The organism is Micromonospora sp. NPDC049139 (genome assembly GCF_055586845.1).
This window is the reverse complement of sequence record NZ_JBVJHK010000013.1, coordinates 156133-176872: the sequence shown is the minus strand read 5'-3', so window position 1 is coordinate 176872 and position 20740 is coordinate 156133. Positions and strand designations below refer to the sequence as shown.

The window sequence follows — 20740 nt, the reverse complement described above, 5'->3', positions numbered from 1 at the left end:
CGGGTGAAATTCGCCGGCGGTGTACCCGCGGCGCAGCGGGGGCCGGTCGTCCGGCCGCACCGCTGCTTCGCCGGCGGGGTCTGGCAGGTCAGCCGGCGGAGTGGGCGTGACGGGCGGCCCGCTCGGCCAGCCACAGCCACCGGCGCTGCACGTCACCGCTGGTGGCGGCGGCCATCGCCAGGGCGTCGCCGCGGACCGCGCCGAGGGCGTCCGCCGTCGCCGTGGGGTCGTCCAGCGCGGCCGCGCCGGCGCGGAACGCCTCGGCCTCGGCCGCGCCGCCGAACCGCGGTGCCACCTCCGCGCGCCAGAACTCCGCCCAGGCCAGGTCCGGGTTCCAGGTGAAGCGCGCGTACGCCAGGTAGCTGATCTCGTTGGTCGGGTGGTACGCCGACGCCTCGGCGAAGATCGTCAGGCCGCGCATGCCCGCCCCGGCGGCCCGGGTCGCCATGTCGGCGTACAGGTCGGGCACCCAGGAGTGCCGCTGCCGGTTCCACTGGGAGCCGGCGTGGGTGCGCAGCACGTTGGTGGTGTGCGGAAGCCCGTCGACGTGGTCGGCGGTGAGCCGGTCCCGGTTGTCGTGCCAGAAGCCCCGGTTGACGCAGTACTGGTAGGCCACGTCGTCGGGCAGGTCGGCCAGCGGCTTCTGGGCCTCCAGGTCGAAGATGTTGTCCCAGTAGACCTCGACGAGGTGCCGCAGCGGCACCCCCGCCGGCCCGGTGCGGCGGGCGGTCTCGAGCAGGGTCGGGTAGACCGACCGCATGGCCTCGTACGACCAGGAGGTGCGCTCGCCGCCGGTGCGGGCCGCGCACCTGGCGCAGGCGCAGCTGCCGTAGTCGCCGGTCTCGAAGTTGACGCCGCCGACGGGGAGGGTGTCCAGCAGCCAGTCGACCGCCTCCCGGTGCCACGCCAGGTTGTCCGGCTGGGACGGGCAGGCGGCCATCATGTACTCGCTGGCCGGGAAGTGCAGGTCGCCGAAGTCGTCGATGTCGAACCCGACCTTCTTCGGCAGCTCGGCGGCCAGGTCGGGGCGCTGCCGCAGCCAGGTGGCGAGGTTGTAGCGGTGCCGGCCGTCGAAGTAGATGCCGCCGTAGGCGTTGACGCCGATCCCGGCGATGATCCGTACGCCTCGGGCGTTGGCGTACTCGCACAGCTCGCGGGCCGCCTCGACGCCGCCGTGGGCGTCGCGCAGCAGCCCGTACACCACGATGCCGCCGATCCGCTCCCGGCTGCAGAAGTCGACCAGCCGCCGGTAGTCGGCGCCGAACGCGTCGGCGGGCTTGGCGTACGGGTTCAGGGCGCCGATCTCCTGCTGGCCGAGCTGCCGAAGGTCCCAGTTGGTGGAGTGGTCCCAGGTCCACAGGTTGCGCAGCGGCAGCCGAGGCGCGCCCTCCCGGACGCCCACCGGCACGCCGGCCGGGGTGGCCAGGGCGAGCAGCTCCCGCGCGGCGTAGACCAGGCCGGCGAAGGGGTCGCCGCTGAGCCGGATCTCGCCCTGCTCGGGCACCTCGATCCGGTAGCCGCCCTCGGGCCGCGCCGGGTCGGCCTCGAAGCGGACCGGCACCCCCTCGGGTGTCTCACCCCACGCCTCGCCCAACAGCCGGGCCGCGTAGGGCGCGGATGCGGCGCCCTGCACCCGGACTCCGGCGATCTGGCGGTACTGCGACATCAAGACCTCCCGAGGGATTGCGGGGTGACGGCGAGGTAGTCGACCACCTCGATGCCGGTCCACACCCGGTGCTGCCAGTACGGATCCTGTTCGACACGGCTGCGGGCGGCCGTGGCGTCGGCGGCCCGCAGGACGAGGACGGAAGCGCCGAGGTCGGCCCGGGCCCCGGCGAGCAGGGCGGTGCCGTCGGCGAGCAGGGCCTCGACGTGGGCGAGGTGGGCCTGCCGGTGCGGTTCCCGGCGGGTGGCGGCGTCCGCGGCGAACGTGGCCGTGACCAGGAAGGTCGGTTCGAACCTCACGCCTCACCGCCGATGGCCTCGAGCAGCCGCCGCATCGCCACCCGGTAGACCGTCTGCGGCCGGCCCGCGCCGGTGCTGACGTGCACGCCGACCTCCTCGGCGAAGCCGGCGGCCCGCAGCGACTTGAGCAGTCGGCGCGCCGAGCGCGCCTCCACCCCGTAGGCGTCGGCCAGGGCCCGCGCGGTCACCTGGTTCGGGTCCATCTGGTGCAGCGCGTCCAGCAACCGGCGGGTCGACAGCGGCCCGAGGCGGAGCTGTTCGGAGATCCGCAGGACCTCGGGGGCGGTCTCGCGGAGCCGTTGTTTCACCGGGCTCTCCCGGCTGGAGTAGATCTGCCCGTCGGGGAAGACGACGTGGGTGTCGCCGCTGCCGCGGCCGAGTGCCAGCGCCTTGCGGGCGTTGTCCTCGGCGGCGGCGATGGTGGTGCCGGCACCGAAGCCGACCGTGTGCTCGACGTCGACACCGCGGAGGGTCAGCAGGGAGGCGTGGCCGGCCCGGTGCCGGGCGATGGCGCTCTCGACGGTGCCGCGGGTCGTCGTGATGAGCAGCGTCCGGTCGTCGATCGTGCCCAGTCTGCCCCGCATCCGCTCGGCATGTTCGAGCAACGCCTCGCGCAGCCGCAGCCGCTCCCGTTCCATCTGGTACGGGTCCTGCTGGCGGCTGGCGGGCTCGGTCAGCTCAATCATCATCACCGCGATCTGGGTGGCGCGGGACTGTCGTACCTCCGCGGCGAGCCACGCCCGGCGCAGGGCGTCCCGCACGGAGGCGCGGGTGTGTTCCACCCGCCAGACCGGCACCCCGCTGTCGGCCAGGTCGCGGTGCACCGCGCCGAGGCAGGTCAGGCACGCCTCGACCGCGCCGGAGGCGTACCGCTCGCGGTGGAAGGCGGTGATCTCGTCGAGGCCGGAGAAGAGCAGGCCGGACGAGTCCGCGATGGGCAGGATCTCGGTCGGCGGGATCAGGTCGATGTCGTGGTACGTCTCGCGGACGATGTCGGCCTCGATAGTGTCCACGCTCACCGTGGGCAGCCGTCCGCCGCTCGCCAGCAGCATCCGTGACAGTGTCCGGTAGAGGTCGATGCCGGCGTGCGGCATGTAGTCGATCTCGGCGCGCAGGTCGCCGGCGGCGGCGGCGAACGCGTACGGGATGCGCCCGGTGAAGAGCAGCACCTGGCACAGCTCGTCGAGTTCGCGGGCCAGCTCGAGGGCCTGTTCCGGCCGGGTGTACGTGCGGGCCGTCAGGTCCGTGGCGCGGCCCTCGCCCGCGGCGACCTCCTGCACGAGCCGGATCGAGTCCTCCGGACCGATGATGCCGATCACCTTGCCACCTCCACGTCGTCGCCGGTCTCGGGCGGGCTGCTCAGCGGGTGTGGACGGTGCCGACCACACCGTCGCTGACCGGCGACGCCAACAGGACCAGCGCGGACGCCACGTCCTCCGGACGGCCCAGGGCCGCCTCGATCTCCGCGACCCGGCCGGCGTCGGTCCCGTTGGTCCGCGCCTCGTCCAGCGACCGTCGCATCAGCGGCGTGTCGATGTCGCCGGGGCACAGCGTGTGCACGCGGATCCCCTGTGGACGGAGCTGTCGGTCCAATGTGAGCGCCAGGCCGTGCAGTCCACCCTTGCTCGCGCCGTAGGGTACCGAGCCGGAGCCGTTCTGCACGCCCGCCCTGGAGCCCACCAGCACGAGGACACCGGTGCCCGGGGTGAGGTGCCGCACCGCGTGCTTGGCGACGAGGAACGGCCCGGTCAGGTTGACCGCGATCACCTGCGCCCACAGCTCGGCGGTGACCTCCCGGACGTCGAGGCCCTGGCCGCGCATGACGCCCGCCACGTGCAGCACGGCGTCGATCCCGCCCCACTCGGCGGCGACGTCGTCGAGCGCGGCGGCGACCTCGGCCTCGACGGTCACGTCGACCCGGCGGGCGCTGGCGCTCGCCCCGGTGCGCCGGGCCGCGGCGGCGGCCCCGGCCGCGCCGTCGCCGTCGGCGTCCAGCACCGCGACCGCCGCGCCGGCCGCGGCGGCGGCGTGGACGGTGGCCAGGCCGATGCCGGAGGCGCCGCCGACGACGACCACCCGCCGGCCGGCCAGCAGGCCGGCCGGCGGAGTGTCAGCGGTCATCGCGTGACCGTGCGGCGCACGGCATCCACCACGTCGGCCGCCTCGGGGATCACGGCGGCCTGCAGGGCCGGGGCGGCCGGCATCGGCACGTCCGGGGTGGCCACCCGGGCGACCGGGGCGCGCAGGTCGGCGAAGCACTCCGCGGCGGCCCGGGCGGCGATCTCGGCGCCGAACCCGCCGGTCAGGTTCGCCTCGTGGGCGACGACCAGCCGACCCGTGCGGGCCACCGAGGCGGCGACGGTGTCGAAGTCCAGCGGGTTGAGCCAGCGCAGGTCGATCACCTCGGCCTCGATGCCCTCCTCGCTGAGCTGGCCCGCGGCGTCCAGCGACGCCGAGACCATCCGGGACCACGCCACGACGGTGACGTCGGTGCCCGGGCGGACCACGCGGGCGCCGCCGACCGGTTCGACCGGGGCGTCGGTGCGGACGGGGCCGCGTGTCGGGTAGAGCATGCGCGCCTCGGCGACCACCACCGGGTCGTCGCTGACGACCGCGGTGCGCAGCATCTGGTACGCGTCGTCGGGCGTGGCCGGCAGGGCCACCCGCAACCCGGGGGTGTGCGCGAAGTACGCCTCGGGTGAGTGCGAGTGCTGGGCGCAGGCGCCGGGCGAGTAGCCCTGCTGCATCCGGATCACCAGCGGCGCCTTCCACCGGCCGTTGCTGGAGTAGTGGATGGTGGAGATCTGGTTGACGAACTGGTCCATCGCCACGAACGAGAAGTCGGCGTACATGATCTCGGCGATCGGCCGGAGGCCGGTCATCGCCGCTCCCAGGGCCATGCCGAGGAACCCGGTCTCGGAGATCGGGGTGTCGAAGATCCGCGCGGAGCCGAACCGCTTGTGCAGCCCCTTCGTGGCGCCGAACGGCCCGCCGGGCAGGGCGACGTCCTCGCCGAAGTAGACGGTGTCCTCCCGGCTGTCCAGCGCCCAGGTGAGCGCGGCGTTGACGGCCTGGATGTAGCGCAGGGACTCAGACATGGACGTGCTCCTTGACGGTCGCCGGGTCCGGGAACGGCACGGCACGGGCGGCGGTGACGGCGGCCTCCACCTCGGTGGCGACCTCGGCGTCGATCGCGTCGAGCCGGGCGGTGAGCGCGGCGTCGGCGGCCTGCCGGATCCGGGCCAGCGGCTCGCGTTCCCGGGCGGCGGCGACCTCGCCCGCCGGCCGGTAGTGCTGCACGTCGCCGCTGTAGTGGCCGACCAGCCGTTCGGTCATGGCCTCGACGATGGACGGTCCGGACCCCTCGCGGGCCCGGGTGACCGCCTCGGCGACCGCCTCGGCGACGGCGTCGGGGTCGTTGCCGTCCACCACCCGGCCGGGGATGCCGTAGCCGGCGGCCCGCTCGGCGAGCTGGCGGACCCGCACCATGTCCTCGATGCGGGACATCTCGGAGTAGACGTTGTTCTCCACGACCAGCACCAGCGGCAGGTCGAGCACCGCGGCGAGGTTGAGTGCCTCGTGGACGTTGCCCTGGTTCATCGCGCCGTCGCCGATGCTGACCACGGACACCGCGCCGCTCGCGGTCCGCTGGGCGGTGAGGGCCGCGCCGGCGGCGACGGGCACGCCCGCGCCGACGATGGAGTTCTCGCCGATGAACCACCGGCCCGGGTCGGACAGGTACGGCGAGGCGGCCCGGCCGCCGCAGAGGGCGGAGTCGCGTCCCATCATCTCGGCGAAGAGGCCCACCAGGTCCACGCCCCGGGCGATGGCCCAGCCGTGACCGCGGTACGTGGCGGTCACGTGGTCGCCGTCGCGCAGCGGCCGGCAGGCGCCGACCGGGATCGCCTCCTGGCCGTTGCACAGGTGGATCGAGCCCGGGATCTCGCCGTCGTCCTTGAGGGCGGACAGCCGCTCCTCGAACCGGCGGATCCGGGCCATGAGCCGATAGTCGTCCGGCAGACCCATCACACCCCCAGTGGTAGTTAGAGCCTTATTCCGGCTCGTTCGATTTGAAGCCTAGACCAGCGCTGTAAGGCTATGGAAGAGTGCAAGAGCAAGTTTCTGGCCGTTATTGGTCTCTTATTTGGAGGCAGGTATGGAGATCACCGCCGTCGAGTCGGTGGTGCTGGGCGACGCGCACTTCGTCCAGGTGCACACATCGGACGGGCTGGTCGGCGTGGGCCAGTCCGCCTGCTGGGGCTACCCCGCCGCGGTGCACGCCGTCGTGGAGGCGTTCCGTCCGCACCTGCTCGGTGCCGACCCCACCCGGATCGAGCACCACTGGCACCACCTCTACCGGATGGGACCGTTCCGGGGCTCCGTGCTCTCCGCCGCCGTCTCCGCGGTCGACCTGGCCCTGTGGGACCTGCTCGGCAAGCGCCTCGGGGTCCCGGTCTGGCAGCTGCTCGGCGGCCGGGTGCGCGACCGGATCCGGCTGCACCTGCTGCTGCCCGGCACGGGGGCGGAGGCGCTGGCCGCACAGGCCGCGGCAGCCGTGGCCGACGGCTTCACGGCGGTCAAGTTCGACCCGCTGCCGGCCGACTACCCCGACCTGTCGCTGGCCCGGCTGGTCGCCGCCACCGAGGCCACCACCGCCGCGGTCCGCGACACCGTCGGCACCGACGTGGACCTGCTCATCGAGCTGCACCGCAAGCTCACGCCCCTGCAGGCCGAGGCGGTCGTGCCCGCGCTGGCCAGGCACCTGCCGCTGCTGGTGGAGGACCCGATCCAGATCGACAGCGTCAGCAGCCAGGCCGACGTCGCCCGCCGCGCGGCGGGGGTGCCGATGGCCAACGGCGAACGCCTGCACAGCATCTGGGAGTTCAAGGAGCTGCTCGCCCAGGGCGGCGCCCAGTACGTCCGCCCCGACCTGGGCCTGGCCGGCGGGATCAGCCACGCCCGCAAGATCGCCGCACTGGCCGAGGCCCACCACGCCGCCGTGGTGAGCCACAACTGTCTCGGTCCACTGCTGACCATGGCCTCGGTGCAGTTGGACGCGGCCATCCCGAACTTCGTGGTGCAGGAGTACTCGCCCCTGGACGACCAGCTCGCCGACGGGCCCGCGCGTGCCTGCGTACGGCGGCAGGGCGGTTTCCTGCCGGTGCCGGAGGAACCGGGACTCGGCGTGACACTGGACCTCACCGACGCCACGCCGCTCGACCTGACCGGTCGCCCCTTGACCCGGATCCCGCTGCGCGCCGACGGCTCGGTCGCCTACGCGGTCTGAGTGCTCACCGCCGTGGCCCGGCGGGACGGTCCGCCGGGCCACGGGGGTGCGCGACGCCGCGCTCAGCATCCCGCGGGACGGCCCGCGTGGTGGAAGACCGGGTACGCCCACAGCGGTTCGCCGTCGGCGTCGGCGATCTCGGCGAACAGGTGCGCCAGGGACCGGGTCCAGCGGGCCTGCACGGCGGACGCGCCGGTGACCCGTCGGGCGTGCGGGTGACCGTGCCGGGTCCGCAGCACGCAGATCAGCAGCAGCCCGTGCCGGTAGATGTGGTAGTCGTAGATGCCGGCGTCGTCGAGCAATGCCGACATCTCCGGCCAGATCTCGGCGTGCCGGCGCTCGTACTCCCGCTCCGCCCCGGGGCGCAGCCGGTAGAGGTGGCACAGTTGGACCCCGGGCCCGGACTCCCCCGGCCCGGCCGCCCCGTCCGCACCGGAAACCTCCACCGGCGGGCTCACTTGCCGGAGCCGGCCAACGCGCCGGCTACCAGCTGCCGCTGGAAGACCAGGTAGATGATCAACACCGGCAGCAGCGCGACGATCAGACCGGCGCTGACCAGCGGCACCGACACGTCGTACTGGCCGCTGAGCAGGGAGACGCCGACCATCAACGTCTTGCTGTCCGAGCCGCCCATGATGACCAGGGGCAGCAGCAGGTCGTTCCACATCCAGACGAAGTTGAAGATGGCCAGCGCGGCCAGCGCCGGGGTCGCGATCGGCGCCAACAGGCGGAACAGGATGGTGAAGTGGCCGGCGCCGTCCACCCTGGCCGCCTCGATCAGCTCGTCGGGCACCTGCTGGAAGTAACCGGCCAGCTGGTACGTGCCCAACGGCAGGCCGAACGCCGCGTACGCCAGGATCAGGCCCTGGTACTGACCGGACATGCCCAGGTCCAGCACGGTCTGGTACAGCGGATAGATGATCGCCTGGCTGGGGATGGTCAACGTGACGATGATCAGCAGGAAGACCAGCTTGCCGCCCCGGAAGCGCAGCTTGGTGACCGCGTACGCGACCAGCAGCGCGGCCAGCACCGACAGCACCAGCCCACCGGCGGTGGTGATCAGCGAGTTCAGCAGCAGCCGCGGCATGTCCATCCGGCGGAACGCCTCGAGGTAGTTCTCCAGGGTCACGCCGGTCGGCAGGCCCAGCGGGTCCCGCGCGAAGCCCGTCTGCGTCTTCAGCGAGCTGACGATGGTGAACAGCAACGGGTAGACCGCCGCAACCGCGACGACCACCAGCGCGAAGGTCAACAGGTAACGCCCCAGCCGGGCGGTGGCACGCCGGTTCATCGCGTTTTCCGGGTCCCCTCTGTGAACATGTGCCGCACGCTGAGGATCGACAGCAGGGCGACGAAGACGAACAGGGCGATGCCGATGGCGGAGCCGTACCCCCGGTCCAGGAACTGGAAGGTGGTGAGGAAGACCAGGTACTCGGGGAGCATGGTGGCGTCCCCCGGCCCGCCCTGGGTCAGCGCGTAGATCAGCGGGAACAGCCAGATCAGCACGCCGGAGGCGCACAGCACGCTCCAGTAGGCGACGGTGGGCCGGAGCATCGGCACGACCACCGAGAACAGCCGCCGCCAGAAGTTCGCCCCGTCGAGGTAGGCGGCCTCGAGGACCTCCTCGGGGACGGTGGCCAGGCCGGCGAGGTAGGTCATCACGCCCAGGCCGAACAGGCTCCACAGGGCCACCGCGACGAGCGAGAACAGGGCGCTGTAGCGGCCGTTGAGCCACTCGAGGGCCAGGGGGTCCAGCCCGACCGAGCGCAGGAAGGCGTTGAGCGGCCCGTCCGGGGCGAGGATCTGCCGGAACATGATGCCGACGACGATCGGCGCGATGGTGTACGGGATGAAGTACACGGCGCGGAAGAACTTCCAGCCCGGGGCGCGCTGGTGGATGACCACCGCCAGGACCAGGGGCAGCACGACCCAGATCGGCAGCGTCGCCACCACGAGCAGCGCGTTGCGGAAACTGGAGCGCACCACCGGGTCGTCGAGCATCCGGGTGTAGTTGTCGGCGCCGGCGAAGGAACTGCCACCGAAACCGCTCGACGATTCGAGGCTGGTGACCACGCCCCGGCCGAGGGGCACGAACTTGAACGCGACGGCCAGGGCCAGCGCCGGCAGCACCAGGGCGACACCCAGCCACCACTCCCGGATCCGCGCGGCGCGGACCGGACGGCGTGCGGGCTCGGGCGGGCGGTCCGCGACCACCGGCTCCGACACCGGCGCGGTGGAGATGGTCATCGGGTTTCCTCTCTGGGGCGGGGCCGGGCGGGGCGGCCGGGGCCGCCCCGCCCGGGGCGACTACTTGTTCTGCTTCTTCGTCGGGCTGCGCTCCAGGGCCTGCTGCATCTGCTCGGCCCACTTGTCGACGGTGAGCTGGCCGAGGGTGACCTGCTGCCAGCCACGGGCCAGCGCGTCGGCCTCCGGGCCGGAGAGCATCACGCCGGCGTGCAGGGTCGGATCCGCCACCAGCTCCTGGATCTTCTGGAAGGCCGGCGAGGAGGGCAGCAGCGCCTTGTCGACGTTCTTGTTCAGCGGCTGGCCCTTGGCGTGCTTGACCCACAGCTCGCCGTTCTCCTTGCCGGCGAGCCAGGTGATGAAGGCCAGGCCGGCGTCCTTCTTCTCGCTCCACTTGGTCACCCCGTAGACGGCGCCCTCGATGCCGGAGAACTTCTGCGCCAGCGGCGCCGTCGGGTTGGCCGCCGGCCAGCGGGTCACGCCGAGCTTGTCGTCGCCGAGGGCCTTGCCGAACGCCTCCCAGTTCACCGCGTCGGAGATGATCGTCCCGGCGAAGGCGGCGCCGCCGCGCTGGAAGATGTCCGCCCCGTCGGGGAGCATCGTGATCGACGGCGCGTTCTTGTTCGCCCAGCCCTTGGTGGTGATCTCGGCCAGCTTCTCCAGCACTGAGACCAGCTTCGGGTCCTTCCAGGACAGGGTGCCCGCGAGCAACCCGCGGATGTCGTCCTCGCTCAGGTAGCTGCGGGCGATCTCCGGGAAGTCCCAGTAGGCCGGGAACGTGCCGGACAGGCCCAGGGCCAGGCAGGTCTTCCCCGTCCTGGCGACCGCGTCGCAGGCCGCGCCGAACTCGTCCCAGGTCGCCGGGGGCCGCTCCGGGTCGAGCCCGGCGGCCGTCAGCACGTCCTTGTTGTAGTAGAGGACGTTGCCCTGGTACGAGAAGGGCACGCCGTAGCAGGGCTTGCTGGTGTCGAAGCCCTCGCAGGCACCGCTGTAGGTGACCAGGTCCTTGTTGATCTCCGCGGCCTTGTCGCCCAGCGGCACGTACGCACCACGCCGGTCGAACAACTCCAGGCCGGCGTTGTTGGCCATCACGTCCGGCCCGGACTGCGAGGTGATGTACGGGCCCTGCACCTCGGGGTACTTGTCGAACGGCACCGACTGCATCTCGAGCTTGATGTCCGGGTGGCTGGCCTCGAAGCTGGTCTTGACCTGCTTCCAGTACTCGGTGCCACCCGGCTCCCAGGTCAGCACCTTCAGGGTGACCGGGCCGCCCGCGGCGTCGTCGCCACCGCAGCCGGTCAGCAGCGCGGCGGCGGCCACGCCCGCGGCGACGAGACCGGCCAATCTACGTCGATTCATCGGCAGAAGCTCCTGTCAGCGAGGGGGTTTGAGGGATTCGGCGGACGGCGCCGTCGGCGGCGGCGCTGTCGACCACGGCCGCGGCGATCTGGACCACGTGCAGTCCGTCGGCCAGGGGAACGACCGGGGACGCGTCGCTGCCGTCGACCTGGCGGAGGAAGTGCCGGAGCTCGGCGGCGAGCGCGCCACCGCCGTCGACCGGGGAGAGCAGCCAGTCCGGCGCCTCGGTCTGCTCGGCCTGCACCAGCACCGTGGAGTGTCCGAGGTCGACGTGGCCGACCCCGTCGGTGCCGTACACCTCGACCAGGTCGGAGGTGTGGTTGGGGGTGTGTTCGGGCAGGAGATAGCTGTTGCGGACCGACGACACGACGTCGTTGGCGTGTCGAAGCTCCGCCCAGACCAGGACCGGCGTCGCCGATCCGGGTCGGGTCCGGGCCGCCGCGCGCACCTCGACCACCGGCGCTGCCGCGTACCAGAGCGCCAGGTCGATGTCGTGCACCGCGGTCAGCAGTGCGGGATGGTCGTTCGGGAAGAGCCGGGTCAGGGAGCGGGGGCGGTCCCGGCGCGAGGAGACGGCCAGCACCCGGCCCAGGCGGCCCTCGCGGACCGCGTCGTGCAGCGCCCGGTGGGCGGGGCTGTGCCGCAGGATGTGCCCCGGCTGGCAGAGCACCCCGTGCGCCTCGGCGGCCGCGACGATCGCCGTGGCGTCGGCGACCGTCGCGGCCAGCGGCTTCTCGACCAGCACGGGAATCCCGGCGGTGATCAGTGCGACCGCGACGGCCCGGTGCGCCGGCCCGGGCACGCACACGGAGGCGGCATCCGGTGCCGCCTGCGCGAGCAGGGCCGCGACGGAGTCGAACGTGCGCGGGATGCCGTGCTGGGCGGCGACCCGCTCCCGGGTGGCGGTGTCCGGGTCGACCAGCGCGTCCACCCGGACACCGAGCGACCGGTACGCGGCGACGTGCCGGGCGCCGAACGCGCCCGCCCCGACCACGGCCACCCGCGGCCCGGTGCTCACCGGGCCACCGTCTCGGCCGGCGCCGCCGCGGTGCCCGCGCCGGCGACCGGGGCCGGTGCGTCCTCCGCGAGCCGACCGTCGAGGACCGCCCGGGTGAGGCGCTCCAGGGCGGCGACCCCCGTCGCGATGCACCGCTCGTCGACGTCGAACGCGCCGGAGTGCAGCGGCGCGCCACCGCGTTCGCCGGTGACCCCGAGCTTGACGTACAGGCTCGGGCCGAGCGCGCCGAGCAGGGCGAAGTCGTCCGTGGTCAGGGGCGGTACCGGCAGGTCGACGACGTCGACGTGCCCGGACAGTTCGGCGTGCGCGAGAGCCACCACCTCCGGGGCGTTGCGCACCGGCGGCATCTCGTTGGCCCAGGCGAACCGTACGCCGAGGTCGAGTGCGGCGGCCTGCTGGCGGGCGACGCGTTCGACGACCTCCTTCAGCCGCTCCCGTACGGCGGGGTCGTGGGTACGCAGCGTCCCGGTGGCCTCGGCCCGCTCGGCGACCTGGCTCTGGCTCGCTCCGCCGGCGATCGTGCCGATGTTGAAGGCGACCAGTTCGTCGGGGTCGCGGGACCGGGAGACGGCCGCGTGCAACGTGGACACCATGGCGGTCAGGCCGAGGATGGCGTCCCGGCCCAGCGCCGGGGTGGCGGCGTGCGCGGCCCGCCCGAGCACCTCGACGCGGAACGCGTCCTTGGCCGCCATCGCGGTCGCCCGGTCGATCCCCACCGCTCCGGCGGGCAGGTCGGGCCAGCAGTGCAGCCCGAGCACGGCGTCGAACCGGCGGTCGCGGAACGCCTCGTCGGCCAGGACCGCGGCGGCCCCCGAGTCGGCGCCGAACGGGATCTCCTCGGCCGGCTGGAACAGCACGGTCACCGCACCCCGGGCGGGCGGGTCGGCGGCGAGCCGGGCGGCGACCCCGTAGGCGACCGTCATGTGCACGTCGTGCCCGCAGGCGTGGCACACGCCCGGATTGCGGGAGGCGTACGGCTCCTGCTTGCTGTCCTGCACGGGATAGGCGTCCATATCGGCCCGAAGGAGGACCGTCGGCCCCGGGACACCACCGTCGATCTCCAGGACGACGCCGGTGTCGGCAATTCCGGTGCGAATCTGACCGAGTGGCCCGAGCAGGCGCTCCAGGGTAGCTGCGGTCTGCCGCTCCGTGAACCGCAGCTCGGGGTGCCGGTGAAGCTGACGCCGCAGCCGTACCAGCTCATCAACCTCGTCGCCTGGCAGCGTCACCCGGCTCACTCCTCGCTCGCGCCAACGTAATCCGGACCTAATTGAGACAAGAACCTAAGTCAGGGGTGTCTCCGCGTCAATGGCCAGGCGAAATTTGAGTTAGGGTCCGAACCATGCAACGCGCCGACGCCCACCTGCACCTGTTCGCCGCCGGCTACCCCGGCCGCTACGGCCGCTCCCCCGCCGGCGGCGACGAACTGACCGTCTACCAAGGCCTACGCCGCGAACACGGCATCGTCCGGTCGCTGGTGATCGGCTACGAAGGCGAGGCCGGCTTCGCCGGGAACAACCACCATCTGGCCGCCCTCGCCGCCGCGCACGACTGGATCGCGCCGGTCGCCTACGTCCCACCAGATGGACCAGCCGACGAAGACTCGCTCGACCGCTGGTGGTCGGCGGGTTTCGTGGGCATCGCCGCCTACCTGGCCGACCCGGCCTCGGCAGACCGCTTCAGCGACTGGCTGGCTCGCCACACGTCGGCGCTGAACAACGCCGCCGCGCTGCTCAGCCTGAACGCCACACCCGCCGCGACCGAACGGCTCGGCTCGGCCCTCGCCGCCCTGGACGGGTGCACGATCCTGTTCAGCCACCTCGGGCTGCCCGGCGCGCAGCCCGTGGTGCCCACCGGCGACGAGGCGCGGGAGATGCTCACGCCCCTCACCCACCTGGCGCGGCTACCCCACGTCGGCGTCAAGATCTCCGGGCTGTACGCCGTCAGCGAGCCCTCCCACGGCTACCCGCACGACGCGGCACGACCGTTCGTCGAGCTGCTCGTGACGGACTTCGGCACCCGGCGGCTGTACTGGGGCTCGGACTTCCCACCCAGCCTCGACCACGTGTCGTTCGCGCAGACCCTGCACCCGGCCGGTCTCGACGAACTCTCCGCCGCCGAACGCGACGACGTCCTCGGCGCCAACCTCCTGCGCGCCCTGGACCAGCGCACCGTCGCGGTGCCCACCGGCCGCCCCGCCGACCGCCAGATGTAGAACCAGAACGGTCCGCACATCCCGGAGAAACGCACTCCATCATTCCGTCAGGAGCTCCCACCCGCTTCCGGGGCCGGCCGGCGAGTGGCACCGTGCGGATACACATGCACATGTGCCCATGTCATTGGCGCCCGGTTTCCGGGCGGCTCGGGGAGGTGTGGTGACCACTACTGACGAGGAAGGCGCGGCCGGCGGGGTCAAGGTGCGCGAGGTGGTCCGGGACGTGGTGGCCTCGGTCGCCCCGGAGGAGTTGCCTCTGGTGGACGGGCTGGTCGCGTTCGACGACGCCACGGTGGTGCGGCGGTTGGGCACCCGGGGCAGGCGGCGTGAGCCGTTGGGTTTCGGGTGGGGCGAGGTCGTGGCGTTGGCGACCCCGGTGGTGTGGCTGGTCGTGCAGCAGCTCGCCGACCGGGCTGCCGCTTCGGCTGTGGATGGCGCGGCCAAGGGGACGAAAGCCATGCTGCGCAAGGTCTTTCGCCGGCGGGCCGCGCCCGTGGAGATCCCCGCGTTGACCCGCGAGCAACTCGGCGACGTACGGCAGCGAGTGTTGGAGATCGCCGTGCAGCGCGGCCTGGACGACGAGCGGGCCACGGCGATCGCCGACGCGCTGGTGACCCGGCTGGCGCTGACCGCGCCGGCGACACCCGTGCCGGAGCCCGTGAGCCCGGACAGGCCCGGGCCCGGGGACAGGGCGTGATGGTCGCCGAGCCTGCCCGGTCGCGGGTCGACGAGCGGGCGATGGGTGCCGGCACGACCGTGCGGTTCGCGCTGCTGGTGGTCTTGCTGCTGGTGAGCAGCGCGACCATGACGGCCAACGTCACCGCGTGGCTCTCCGACACCGACAGCGTGGAGGGCTTCGCCTGCCTGCTCGCCACCGGGATGGATCCCAACGATGCCTACAGCGCGGCCGGCGAGGCCAGCTTCATGGCCAACGTGGCTGCCTACGAGGCGTGCATCGCCCGCCATGAGCGACCGCTGCCGTGGTGGATCCGCCTGGCGTGGCCGGCTCTGCTGGTGGTGTTGGCCAGCGTGCTGTTCTGGTGCCTGCATCTCTGGAAGGCGCGGCGTGGCCGGGTCGTCCCGCTGACGGCGATCGACCGTGACGGCGAGATCCTGCGCACCGTGGAGAGTCTGGCGGCGTCGGCTGGTCTGGCCCGTACGCCGAATGTCGTCGTGGATCCGGCGGCGGCCTCGACCGGGGCGGTGGTGTTCGGCCGCAACCGCCGGCCGACGGTGTGCCTGCACGGTGGCCTGCTCGCCCGCAGGGCCACCGATCCCGAGGCGTTCCGGGCGGTGCTGCTGCACGAGTTCGCCCACATCCGCAACGGCGACGTCACCCTCGCCTACGCCACGGTGGCGGTGTGGCGGGTGTTCCTGGCGGTGGTGCTCCTCCCCTACGTCGTGTGGTGGATCATCGCGTTCCCAGGTGGGCCGTGGTCGCCGGAGTGGTCCGGTGCGGTGCCGATGGCGACCCGTAACCTCGTGCTGGCGGTCTTCCTGGTGGCGCTGATCCATCTCGCGCGGTCGGACGTGCTGCGCAGCCGGGAGATCTACGCCGATCTGGCCGCGGCGCGATGGGGTGCCGACCCCCGCCCCTGGGCGGTGGCGACCCCGGGCCCGCCCGAGGGGAGACTGAGGCGGCTGGGCGCCTCGTTCGTCGAGCTGTGGCGCACCCATCCGCGATGGGACCTGCGCCGAGAGGCGCTGGACGATCCGGCGGTGCTGTTCGGTCTGCGGTCGCTGCCGATGTTCCTGACCGGGGTCGCCGCGACTCTGATCAACTCCCAGGTGCGGTTGTACCTGAGCATGTCCGATTTGACCCGCCCGTGGCTCGGCCAGGTGGCGGCTGTCGCGGCGGCGGGGCTGGTCACCGGGCTGGTGGGGGTCGCCCTGTGGCGTGCCGTGGCCCATGCCGTGCTCACCGGGCGGCGTGTGCCCTCCGGCCTGCGGGCAGGGCTGTGGCTGGGAACGGGGATGATGGCCGGCGAGCTGGTGCTGAACGACATCGTGCTCACCGAGTGGCTGCCCCAACGCCCCGCGATCCTGGTGCTGGTGGTTCTCGCCGGGACGGCGTTCACCTGGTGGGTCGCGCAGTGCGCCCACCTGTGGCTCAGGGCATGGCCGGGCCGGACGATCCGGCCGGTGATGCTGGCGGGGTTGGCATCCGCGTGCCTTGTGTTGTCGGCATGGTTCACGTGGTGGCGCGAGTGGGGCTCTCAGTACCTGAACGGGCCGGTGTTCGACACGCGTGCACTGCTGGAGCGCGACTACCCCGGCGAGGTGACCGACCATCCTGCCGCGGCCAGCGTGATCGGCATCGTCCACCCGCTGTTGCACAGCCTGGACCAGCCCCTCGTCCTACCGATGGTCGCGGCCCTGTGGGCCGTGCCGCTGCTGGCCTGGACGAGCCGACGGGCTACGGCCACGCTCCGCTGGGTGCCCGGCGCGCTGCGGGAGCCGGCCGCGGCGGAGCCACCTGTGGAGCTGCCGCCGCTACGAGGGATGCTCGGAGTCGCGGCGCTGGGCGGGGTGTCGGGCTGGGTGGCCGTCGCGGGCGCGGCGGCGTACATGCATTCCTGGCAACCACCGCGTGGGCAGCGGGGCGGCCTGTACCTCTGGATCTACGAGGGCTGGGTGTTGGTGGCCCTGGTGACGGCGGCCACGGCAGCCGCCGTCGCCGCGAGCGTGGTCGCGAGTCGCCACCGGCTGCTCATCGCGATCATCACCGCCGAGCTCGCGGCGTTGATCGGCCTCTGCGGGTGGTTCGTCCTCCTGTCGTTCGACGGGTGCGTTCCACTACTGAACACCCTGGCGTCGTCCTGCCAGTGGCGTCCTGCCGCGGCCTGGCCGCTGGTCCAGCTTCTCGTGGGCCAGGTTCTCGTGGTCACCGCGGTCACGGCCGTCATCGCGGCCGCAACCGTTTCCGCGATCCGCCAGGTGTGGACACCCGGAGGGCACCACGCCGCCAAAGCGCGTCCAGCGAGGGAAGGACGGGGCGGGTTGGTCGCCCGACGGCTGTGCGTCGGTGTGTTGTGCGCCGCCGCGGTGGGGGTCACCGTGCTGGAGGAAGCGAGCCTGCTGGACATGAAGCGCTCCTCGAAACGTGAGGCCGCGGCCAACGTGCAGCTCATGGTGCCCGTTGGTGAGCCGCCGGCGGTGTCCGCCGAGACAAGAGCCATGCAGGTGCTCGCGTGGAAGAACCTCGGCGCAGGGGACCTGGTGAGGCGCTACGCCGATGCCCTCGAACGCCTCGGTACGGCACAGATCCAGGCCGCGGACGCCGCAGACGCCGCGAACAGCGCACGCGCCGAGATCGACCCGGCCACGTTCCGGCCGATCTGTGCCGACATCGGTCAGGTCGCGCGGGACGCCGACCGCTACTTCCGGGTGCCCGACCCTCAGGGCCAGGTGCTCTGGCGCAGGTTCATCGAACAAGCGGCAAAGGGCAGTCAGGAGTGCCAACAATCGCTGGACCAGGGGGATTCCGCCCTCTTCACGGCATCAAACGACAGCATCGCCAAGGCCAGCGACGCCCTCACGTCGCTGCTCGACCGGACCGACGTGGTGCTGCGAGACGGCGGCCTGAGGCGCCCGTGACAGCGCCGGGCGGCGACGCGACCGCCGCCCGGCCACGAAACACGGCAGCTCCTCAGTGCGCTGCCACGACCACCGCCGCCGGTTCCAGTTCGGCGAGCCGGGACGGCCGCACCACCACGAGCAGGACGGCCGTCGCCGCCACCATGCCACCCGCGACCACGAGGGCCATGGCGACCGCGCCCGTGCCCAGCACGCCCACCAGGGGCGCGGCCAGCGCGCCGACGCCGAACTGCACCGCGCCGAGCAGGGCCGATGCGGTACCGGCCGCTTCCCCGTGCCGGGACAGGGCCAGGGCCGGCGCGTTCGGCATCGCAAGCCCCGCCGCGGCGAGCACCACCCACAACGACGCCAGCAGGCTCGGCAGACCGCCGAGCCCCGTCGCGGCGAAGGCGAGCAGCGCCACACCGGCGCCCGTTCCCACAGCCAGGGCGACGACGAGGATCCGCTGCGGCGAATAGCGGCGCAGCAGCCGTACGTTGAACTGCGTCGCCGCGATCAGCCCCACCGCGCCCGCACCGAAGGCCAGCCCGAACTGCTGCTCGTTCAGCCCGTACTGCTCCTGCAGGACGAACGACGACCCGGCCACGTAGGCGAACAACGCCGCCATGGCGAGCCCGGCGACCAGGACGAGGCCCACGAACGTGCGGTCCCGCAGCAGCGAGCCGTACACGACAACGGTCGCGACCACCCCGCCGCGCTGCCGCCGGTCCGCCGGCAGCGTCTCGCGCAGCCCGAGCGCGGCGACCACGACGAGCAGCACCCCGAGGACGGCCAGGGCCACGAACACGCCGCGCCAGTCCGTCCAGCGCAGCAACCCGCCACCGAGGGTCGGGGCGAGGATCGGCGCCGCCCCCATGACCAGCAGCAGCCGGGAGAGCAGCGTGGCGAAGGCCGCGCCGCTGAACAGGTCGCGGACCACGGCCATCGCGACCACCGAGGCCGCCGCCACGCCGAGGCCCTGCACCACCCGCAACACACCGAGTACCGCGATGTTCGGTGCGAGGACGCAGAGCACCGACGCCACGACGTGCAGCGCGATACCGGCGATCAGCGGCACGCGCCGTCCGACGGCGTCGGACAGCGGGCCGATCAGCAACTGGCCGACGGCGAGGCCCGCCAGCGTGCCGGTGAGGGTGAGTTGGACCGCCGCCGACGTGGTCTGGAAGTCCGCGACGATCGCGGGCAGCGCGGGCAGGTACATGTCGATGGTCAGCGGACCCACCGCGATCAGCGACCCGAGCACGAGGACGAGCCGCAGGCGTTGCCGAGCGCTCATCAGGTCACCCGGCGTCCCCGCGGCGGCGGGACCAGCGGGAGCATCGACGGTAGCGGTCATCGGATCGTCTCCGACCGGTCGACCCGCAGCCGCGGGGACTGTGCAGAAGTCATAACTGGCTCCAAATCCCGGTCCGGTGATCTCATTCCCCCGCGGGCCAGGACGCAACGGAGATCACACCGCGGCCTCTCTGCTCGGCGGCCAATCTGCAGAGACCGGACGTCGCCTACCAGGTGAACGAACGCGGCCGGCGGGACGGACCGGTTCAGAAGGTGTGCAGGTCCAGGGTGATCCCGTCCGATCCCCCGGGATGGCTCACCGCGACCCAGTCGTCCCCGGCGCCCGCGAGCCAACCGGGGTAACGGCCGAGCTGGTGGCCGGTCGGCACGTCGTAGACGATCACGAACGGCCGGCCGCCCGTCGCAGCGCTGACCGCCACGAACCGTCCGGTCACGGTCGACCGCCAGCTCGCCGACCCACCGGAGAGCCCCGGATCCGGCGCGGTCCACCGCGACGCGCCGGTGGTCATGTCGAGCAGCTCCAGCTCACCCTCGTCGGCGTTGCGCCGCACCAGCACCGACCGGTCGTCCCCGTCGATCGGTACGCCGGAGGTGGCACCCTCCCACTCCGCCTTGCCGTTGCGCAGGTCCACCAACTGTGGCCGGCCGGTCGCGCTGACCGCGACGAGCCGGGTGCCGGCCCCGATCAGGACCAGCCCGCTCTGATGGTTCGTCAACCGCTTGACGCACTCACCATCCTCGTTACGCCCGCTGAAGACCTCACCGGACCAGCCTCTGGCACCGGTTGCCGCGTTGACGGTGTCGATGCTGACGGTGCACTGCCGATCACCCCGGGGTGGATCGTTGTCGGTGGTCACCAGCAGGTCGCCTGCGACGAAGCCGTACCAGGCCCGGCTCGGCAACCGCCCGGCCCCAGCCTTGCCGGTGGTGGTCGCGACTGCCGTGTAGGTAGGGGCGGACGCGCTCAGCCGCACCGCCACGTACCGGCCGGTGGGCGGGGCATACGGCATACGCGCACCGAGCGCGACGTCGGTCACCCGGGCGAACCGGTCGGCGGCCAGTTTCCAGAGCTGACGGCCGTCCCGGACGTCCCGGGCAATGACCACGCACTTCGCCGACTGCCCTGTGCCTACGCACTCCTTGTTGTAGACGACCTGTTGCTGGACGATGACGTCCTGGGTGTCCTCGGCCCGCCAGCGGGTGGCGCCGGTGACCGCGTCGAGCACCTCCAGCGGTCCCCCGTCGCTGGCGCTCGCGACGATCAGACCGTCGGTGACCGCGTACTGATAGCTCGTCGGGAACGGATGGCGCCACCGGTCCTGCCCGGTGGACCGGTCCACCGCCCGGAGTTCCCGCTCGTCGGGCACGACGATCAGCTGGCCGATCTGCGCCAGCTGATCGACGAGCCGGTTGACCGACACCGACCAGACCGGGTCGGGGCCCTCCTGCCCCGGCCGGCTGCCCCGGCCCCGTAGGGTCTCCTGGCTCACCTCGATCTGCGGCGCAGGCCGCTCCGGCGGCTCCGCCCGAGGCCCGGCGCACGCGGCGAGCCCGAGGACCAGGCTCAGGGCCGTTCCGGCGAGGCTCCATCGAGGCGGGCGGTACGACGGTGACAACGGTCTCTCCTTCGATCGGTGGCGAAGGCCCCACCGTAGGACCCGCCCGCACCCGGGCGCCGACCTGAAGCGCTCGCCCGACTCACCGCCGCAGCTGTCCCGGCCGAAACCGGATCGCGACCAGGTCGACCGCGGCGTCGCGGTGG

18 protein-coding genes are annotated in these 20740 nt (G+C 72.7%); 4 read left to right on the top strand and 14 right to left on the bottom strand.

Translation table 11 applies throughout. From position 1 onward, the window contains the following. Positions 1 to 88 precede the first annotated feature (88 nt). From ACZ6Q9_RS21920 to ACZ6Q9_RS21895, 6 genes are read right to left on the bottom strand one after another with little or no spacing between them, the layout of a single operon-like run. Positions 89 to 1666 (bottom strand): hypothetical protein, encoded by a 1578-nt coding sequence (locus tag ACZ6Q9_RS21920; RefSeq protein WP_393267313.1) that lies wholly within the window; start codon positions 1664 to 1666, stop codon positions 89 to 91. Continuing rightward, positions 1666 to 1965, bottom strand: a complete 300-nt coding sequence (locus tag ACZ6Q9_RS21915; RefSeq protein ID WP_393267310.1) for a YciI family protein — start codon at positions 1963 to 1965, stop codon at positions 1666 to 1668. The genes ACZ6Q9_RS21920 and ACZ6Q9_RS21915 overlap by 1 nt, the downstream gene beginning before the upstream one ends. Next, positions 1962 to 3284: a helix-turn-helix domain-containing protein gene (locus tag ACZ6Q9_RS21910; RefSeq protein WP_363705258.1), complete on the bottom strand. Its 1323-nt coding sequence runs from the start codon at positions 3282 to 3284 to the stop codon at positions 1962 to 1964. Before ACZ6Q9_RS21910 ends, ACZ6Q9_RS21915 begins: the two co-directional genes overlap by 4 nt. Before the next feature lie 40 nt (positions 3285 to 3324). Continuing rightward, positions 3325 to 4086, bottom strand: a complete 762-nt coding sequence (locus ACZ6Q9_RS21905; RefSeq protein WP_357462198.1) for an SDR family NAD(P)-dependent oxidoreductase — start codon at positions 4084 to 4086, stop codon at positions 3325 to 3327. Then, positions 4083 to 5063, bottom strand: a complete 981-nt coding sequence (locus ACZ6Q9_RS21900) for an alpha-ketoacid dehydrogenase subunit beta (RefSeq protein WP_357462199.1) — start codon at positions 5061 to 5063, stop codon at positions 4083 to 4085. Before ACZ6Q9_RS21900 ends, ACZ6Q9_RS21905 begins: the two co-directional genes overlap by 4 nt. Continuing rightward, positions 5056 to 5991, bottom strand: coding sequence for a thiamine pyrophosphate-dependent dehydrogenase E1 component subunit alpha (locus ACZ6Q9_RS21895; RefSeq protein WP_396830897.1), 936 nt, complete (start codon positions 5989 to 5991; stop codon positions 5056 to 5058). The genes ACZ6Q9_RS21900 and ACZ6Q9_RS21895 overlap by 8 nt, the downstream gene beginning before the upstream one ends. 130 nt (positions 5992 to 6121) lie before the next feature. Here ACZ6Q9_RS21895 and ACZ6Q9_RS21890 point away from each other — a divergent pair, with 130 nt between their 5' ends. Beyond that, on the top strand, positions 6122 to 7252 hold the full coding sequence (locus tag ACZ6Q9_RS21890; RefSeq protein WP_393267303.1) for a mandelate racemase/muconate lactonizing enzyme family protein: 1131 nt from the start codon (positions 6122 to 6124) through the stop codon (positions 7250 to 7252). A gap of 62 nt (positions 7253 to 7314) precedes the next feature. Here ACZ6Q9_RS21890 and ACZ6Q9_RS21885 read toward each other — a convergent pair whose 3' ends face one another. Genes ACZ6Q9_RS21885 through ACZ6Q9_RS21860 form a run of 6 tightly spaced genes read right to left on the bottom strand, consistent with a single transcriptional unit; the run spans position 7315 to position 13099 of the window. Next, on the bottom strand, positions 7315 to 7698 hold the full coding sequence (locus ACZ6Q9_RS21885) for an L-rhamnose mutarotase (RefSeq protein ID WP_393267300.1): 384 nt from the start codon (positions 7696 to 7698) through the stop codon (positions 7315 to 7317). Between the two features lie 8 nt (positions 7699 to 7706). Then, positions 7707 to 8540: a carbohydrate ABC transporter permease gene (locus tag ACZ6Q9_RS21880; RefSeq protein ID WP_393267297.1), complete on the bottom strand. Its 834-nt coding sequence runs from the start codon at positions 8538 to 8540 to the stop codon at positions 7707 to 7709. Then, positions 8537 to 9496 (bottom strand): carbohydrate ABC transporter permease, encoded by a 960-nt coding sequence (locus ACZ6Q9_RS21875; protein ID WP_396830895.1) that lies wholly within the window; start codon positions 9494 to 9496, stop codon positions 8537 to 8539. Before ACZ6Q9_RS21875 ends, ACZ6Q9_RS21880 begins: the two co-directional genes overlap by 4 nt. Before the next feature lie 60 nt (positions 9497 to 9556). Then, positions 9557 to 10852: an ABC transporter substrate-binding protein gene (locus ACZ6Q9_RS21870; RefSeq protein WP_396830059.1), complete on the bottom strand. Its 1296-nt coding sequence runs from the start codon at positions 10850 to 10852 to the stop codon at positions 9557 to 9559. Beyond that, positions 10839 to 11870 (bottom strand): Gfo/Idh/MocA family protein, encoded by a 1032-nt coding sequence (locus ACZ6Q9_RS21865; protein WP_396830058.1) that lies wholly within the window; start codon positions 11868 to 11870, stop codon positions 10839 to 10841. Before ACZ6Q9_RS21865 ends, ACZ6Q9_RS21870 begins: the two co-directional genes overlap by 14 nt. Further along, a complete protein-coding gene (locus tag ACZ6Q9_RS21860) occupies positions 11867 to 13099 on the bottom strand; it encodes a M20 family metallopeptidase (RefSeq protein WP_396830056.1) in 1233 nt (410 codons plus the stop codon). The genes ACZ6Q9_RS21865 and ACZ6Q9_RS21860 overlap by 4 nt, the downstream gene beginning before the upstream one ends. Positions 13100 to 13212: 113 nt before the next feature. Between ACZ6Q9_RS21860 and ACZ6Q9_RS21855 the strand changes: the two genes are divergently transcribed. The 3 genes from ACZ6Q9_RS21855 to ACZ6Q9_RS21845 all read left to right on the top strand — a co-directional run bounded on the left by ACZ6Q9_RS21855 (position 13213) and on the right by ACZ6Q9_RS21845 (position 17682). Continuing rightward, positions 13213 to 14085: an amidohydrolase family protein gene (locus ACZ6Q9_RS21855; RefSeq protein ID WP_396830055.1), complete on the top strand. Its 873-nt coding sequence runs from the start codon at positions 13213 to 13215 to the stop codon at positions 14083 to 14085. 160 nt (positions 14086 to 14245) lie between these two features. Beyond that, positions 14246 to 14782 (top strand): hypothetical protein, encoded by a 537-nt coding sequence (locus ACZ6Q9_RS21850; protein ID WP_393267280.1) that lies wholly within the window; start codon positions 14246 to 14248, stop codon positions 14780 to 14782. Continuing rightward, positions 14782 to 17682: a M48 family metalloprotease gene (locus ACZ6Q9_RS21845; protein ID WP_396830053.1), complete on the top strand. Its 2901-nt coding sequence runs from the start codon at positions 14782 to 14784 to the stop codon at positions 17680 to 17682. The genes ACZ6Q9_RS21850 and ACZ6Q9_RS21845 overlap by 1 nt, the downstream gene beginning before the upstream one ends. A gap of 52 nt (positions 17683 to 17734) precedes the next feature. Here the strand turns inward: ACZ6Q9_RS21845 and ACZ6Q9_RS21840 are convergent, their stop codons facing one another. Beyond that, positions 17735 to 18958 carry a multidrug effflux MFS transporter gene (locus ACZ6Q9_RS21840; protein WP_393267275.1) on the bottom strand — a complete coding sequence of 408 codons (1224 nt, stop codon included), beginning with the start codon at positions 18956 to 18958 and terminating at the stop codon, positions 17735 to 17737. A 265-nt stretch (positions 18959 to 19223) separates the two neighbouring features. Further along, entirely contained in the window at positions 19224 to 20594 is a 1371-nt protein-coding gene (locus ACZ6Q9_RS21835) for an outer membrane protein assembly factor BamB family protein (protein WP_396830052.1), read from the bottom strand. Positions 20595 to 20740 lie beyond the last annotated feature (146 nt).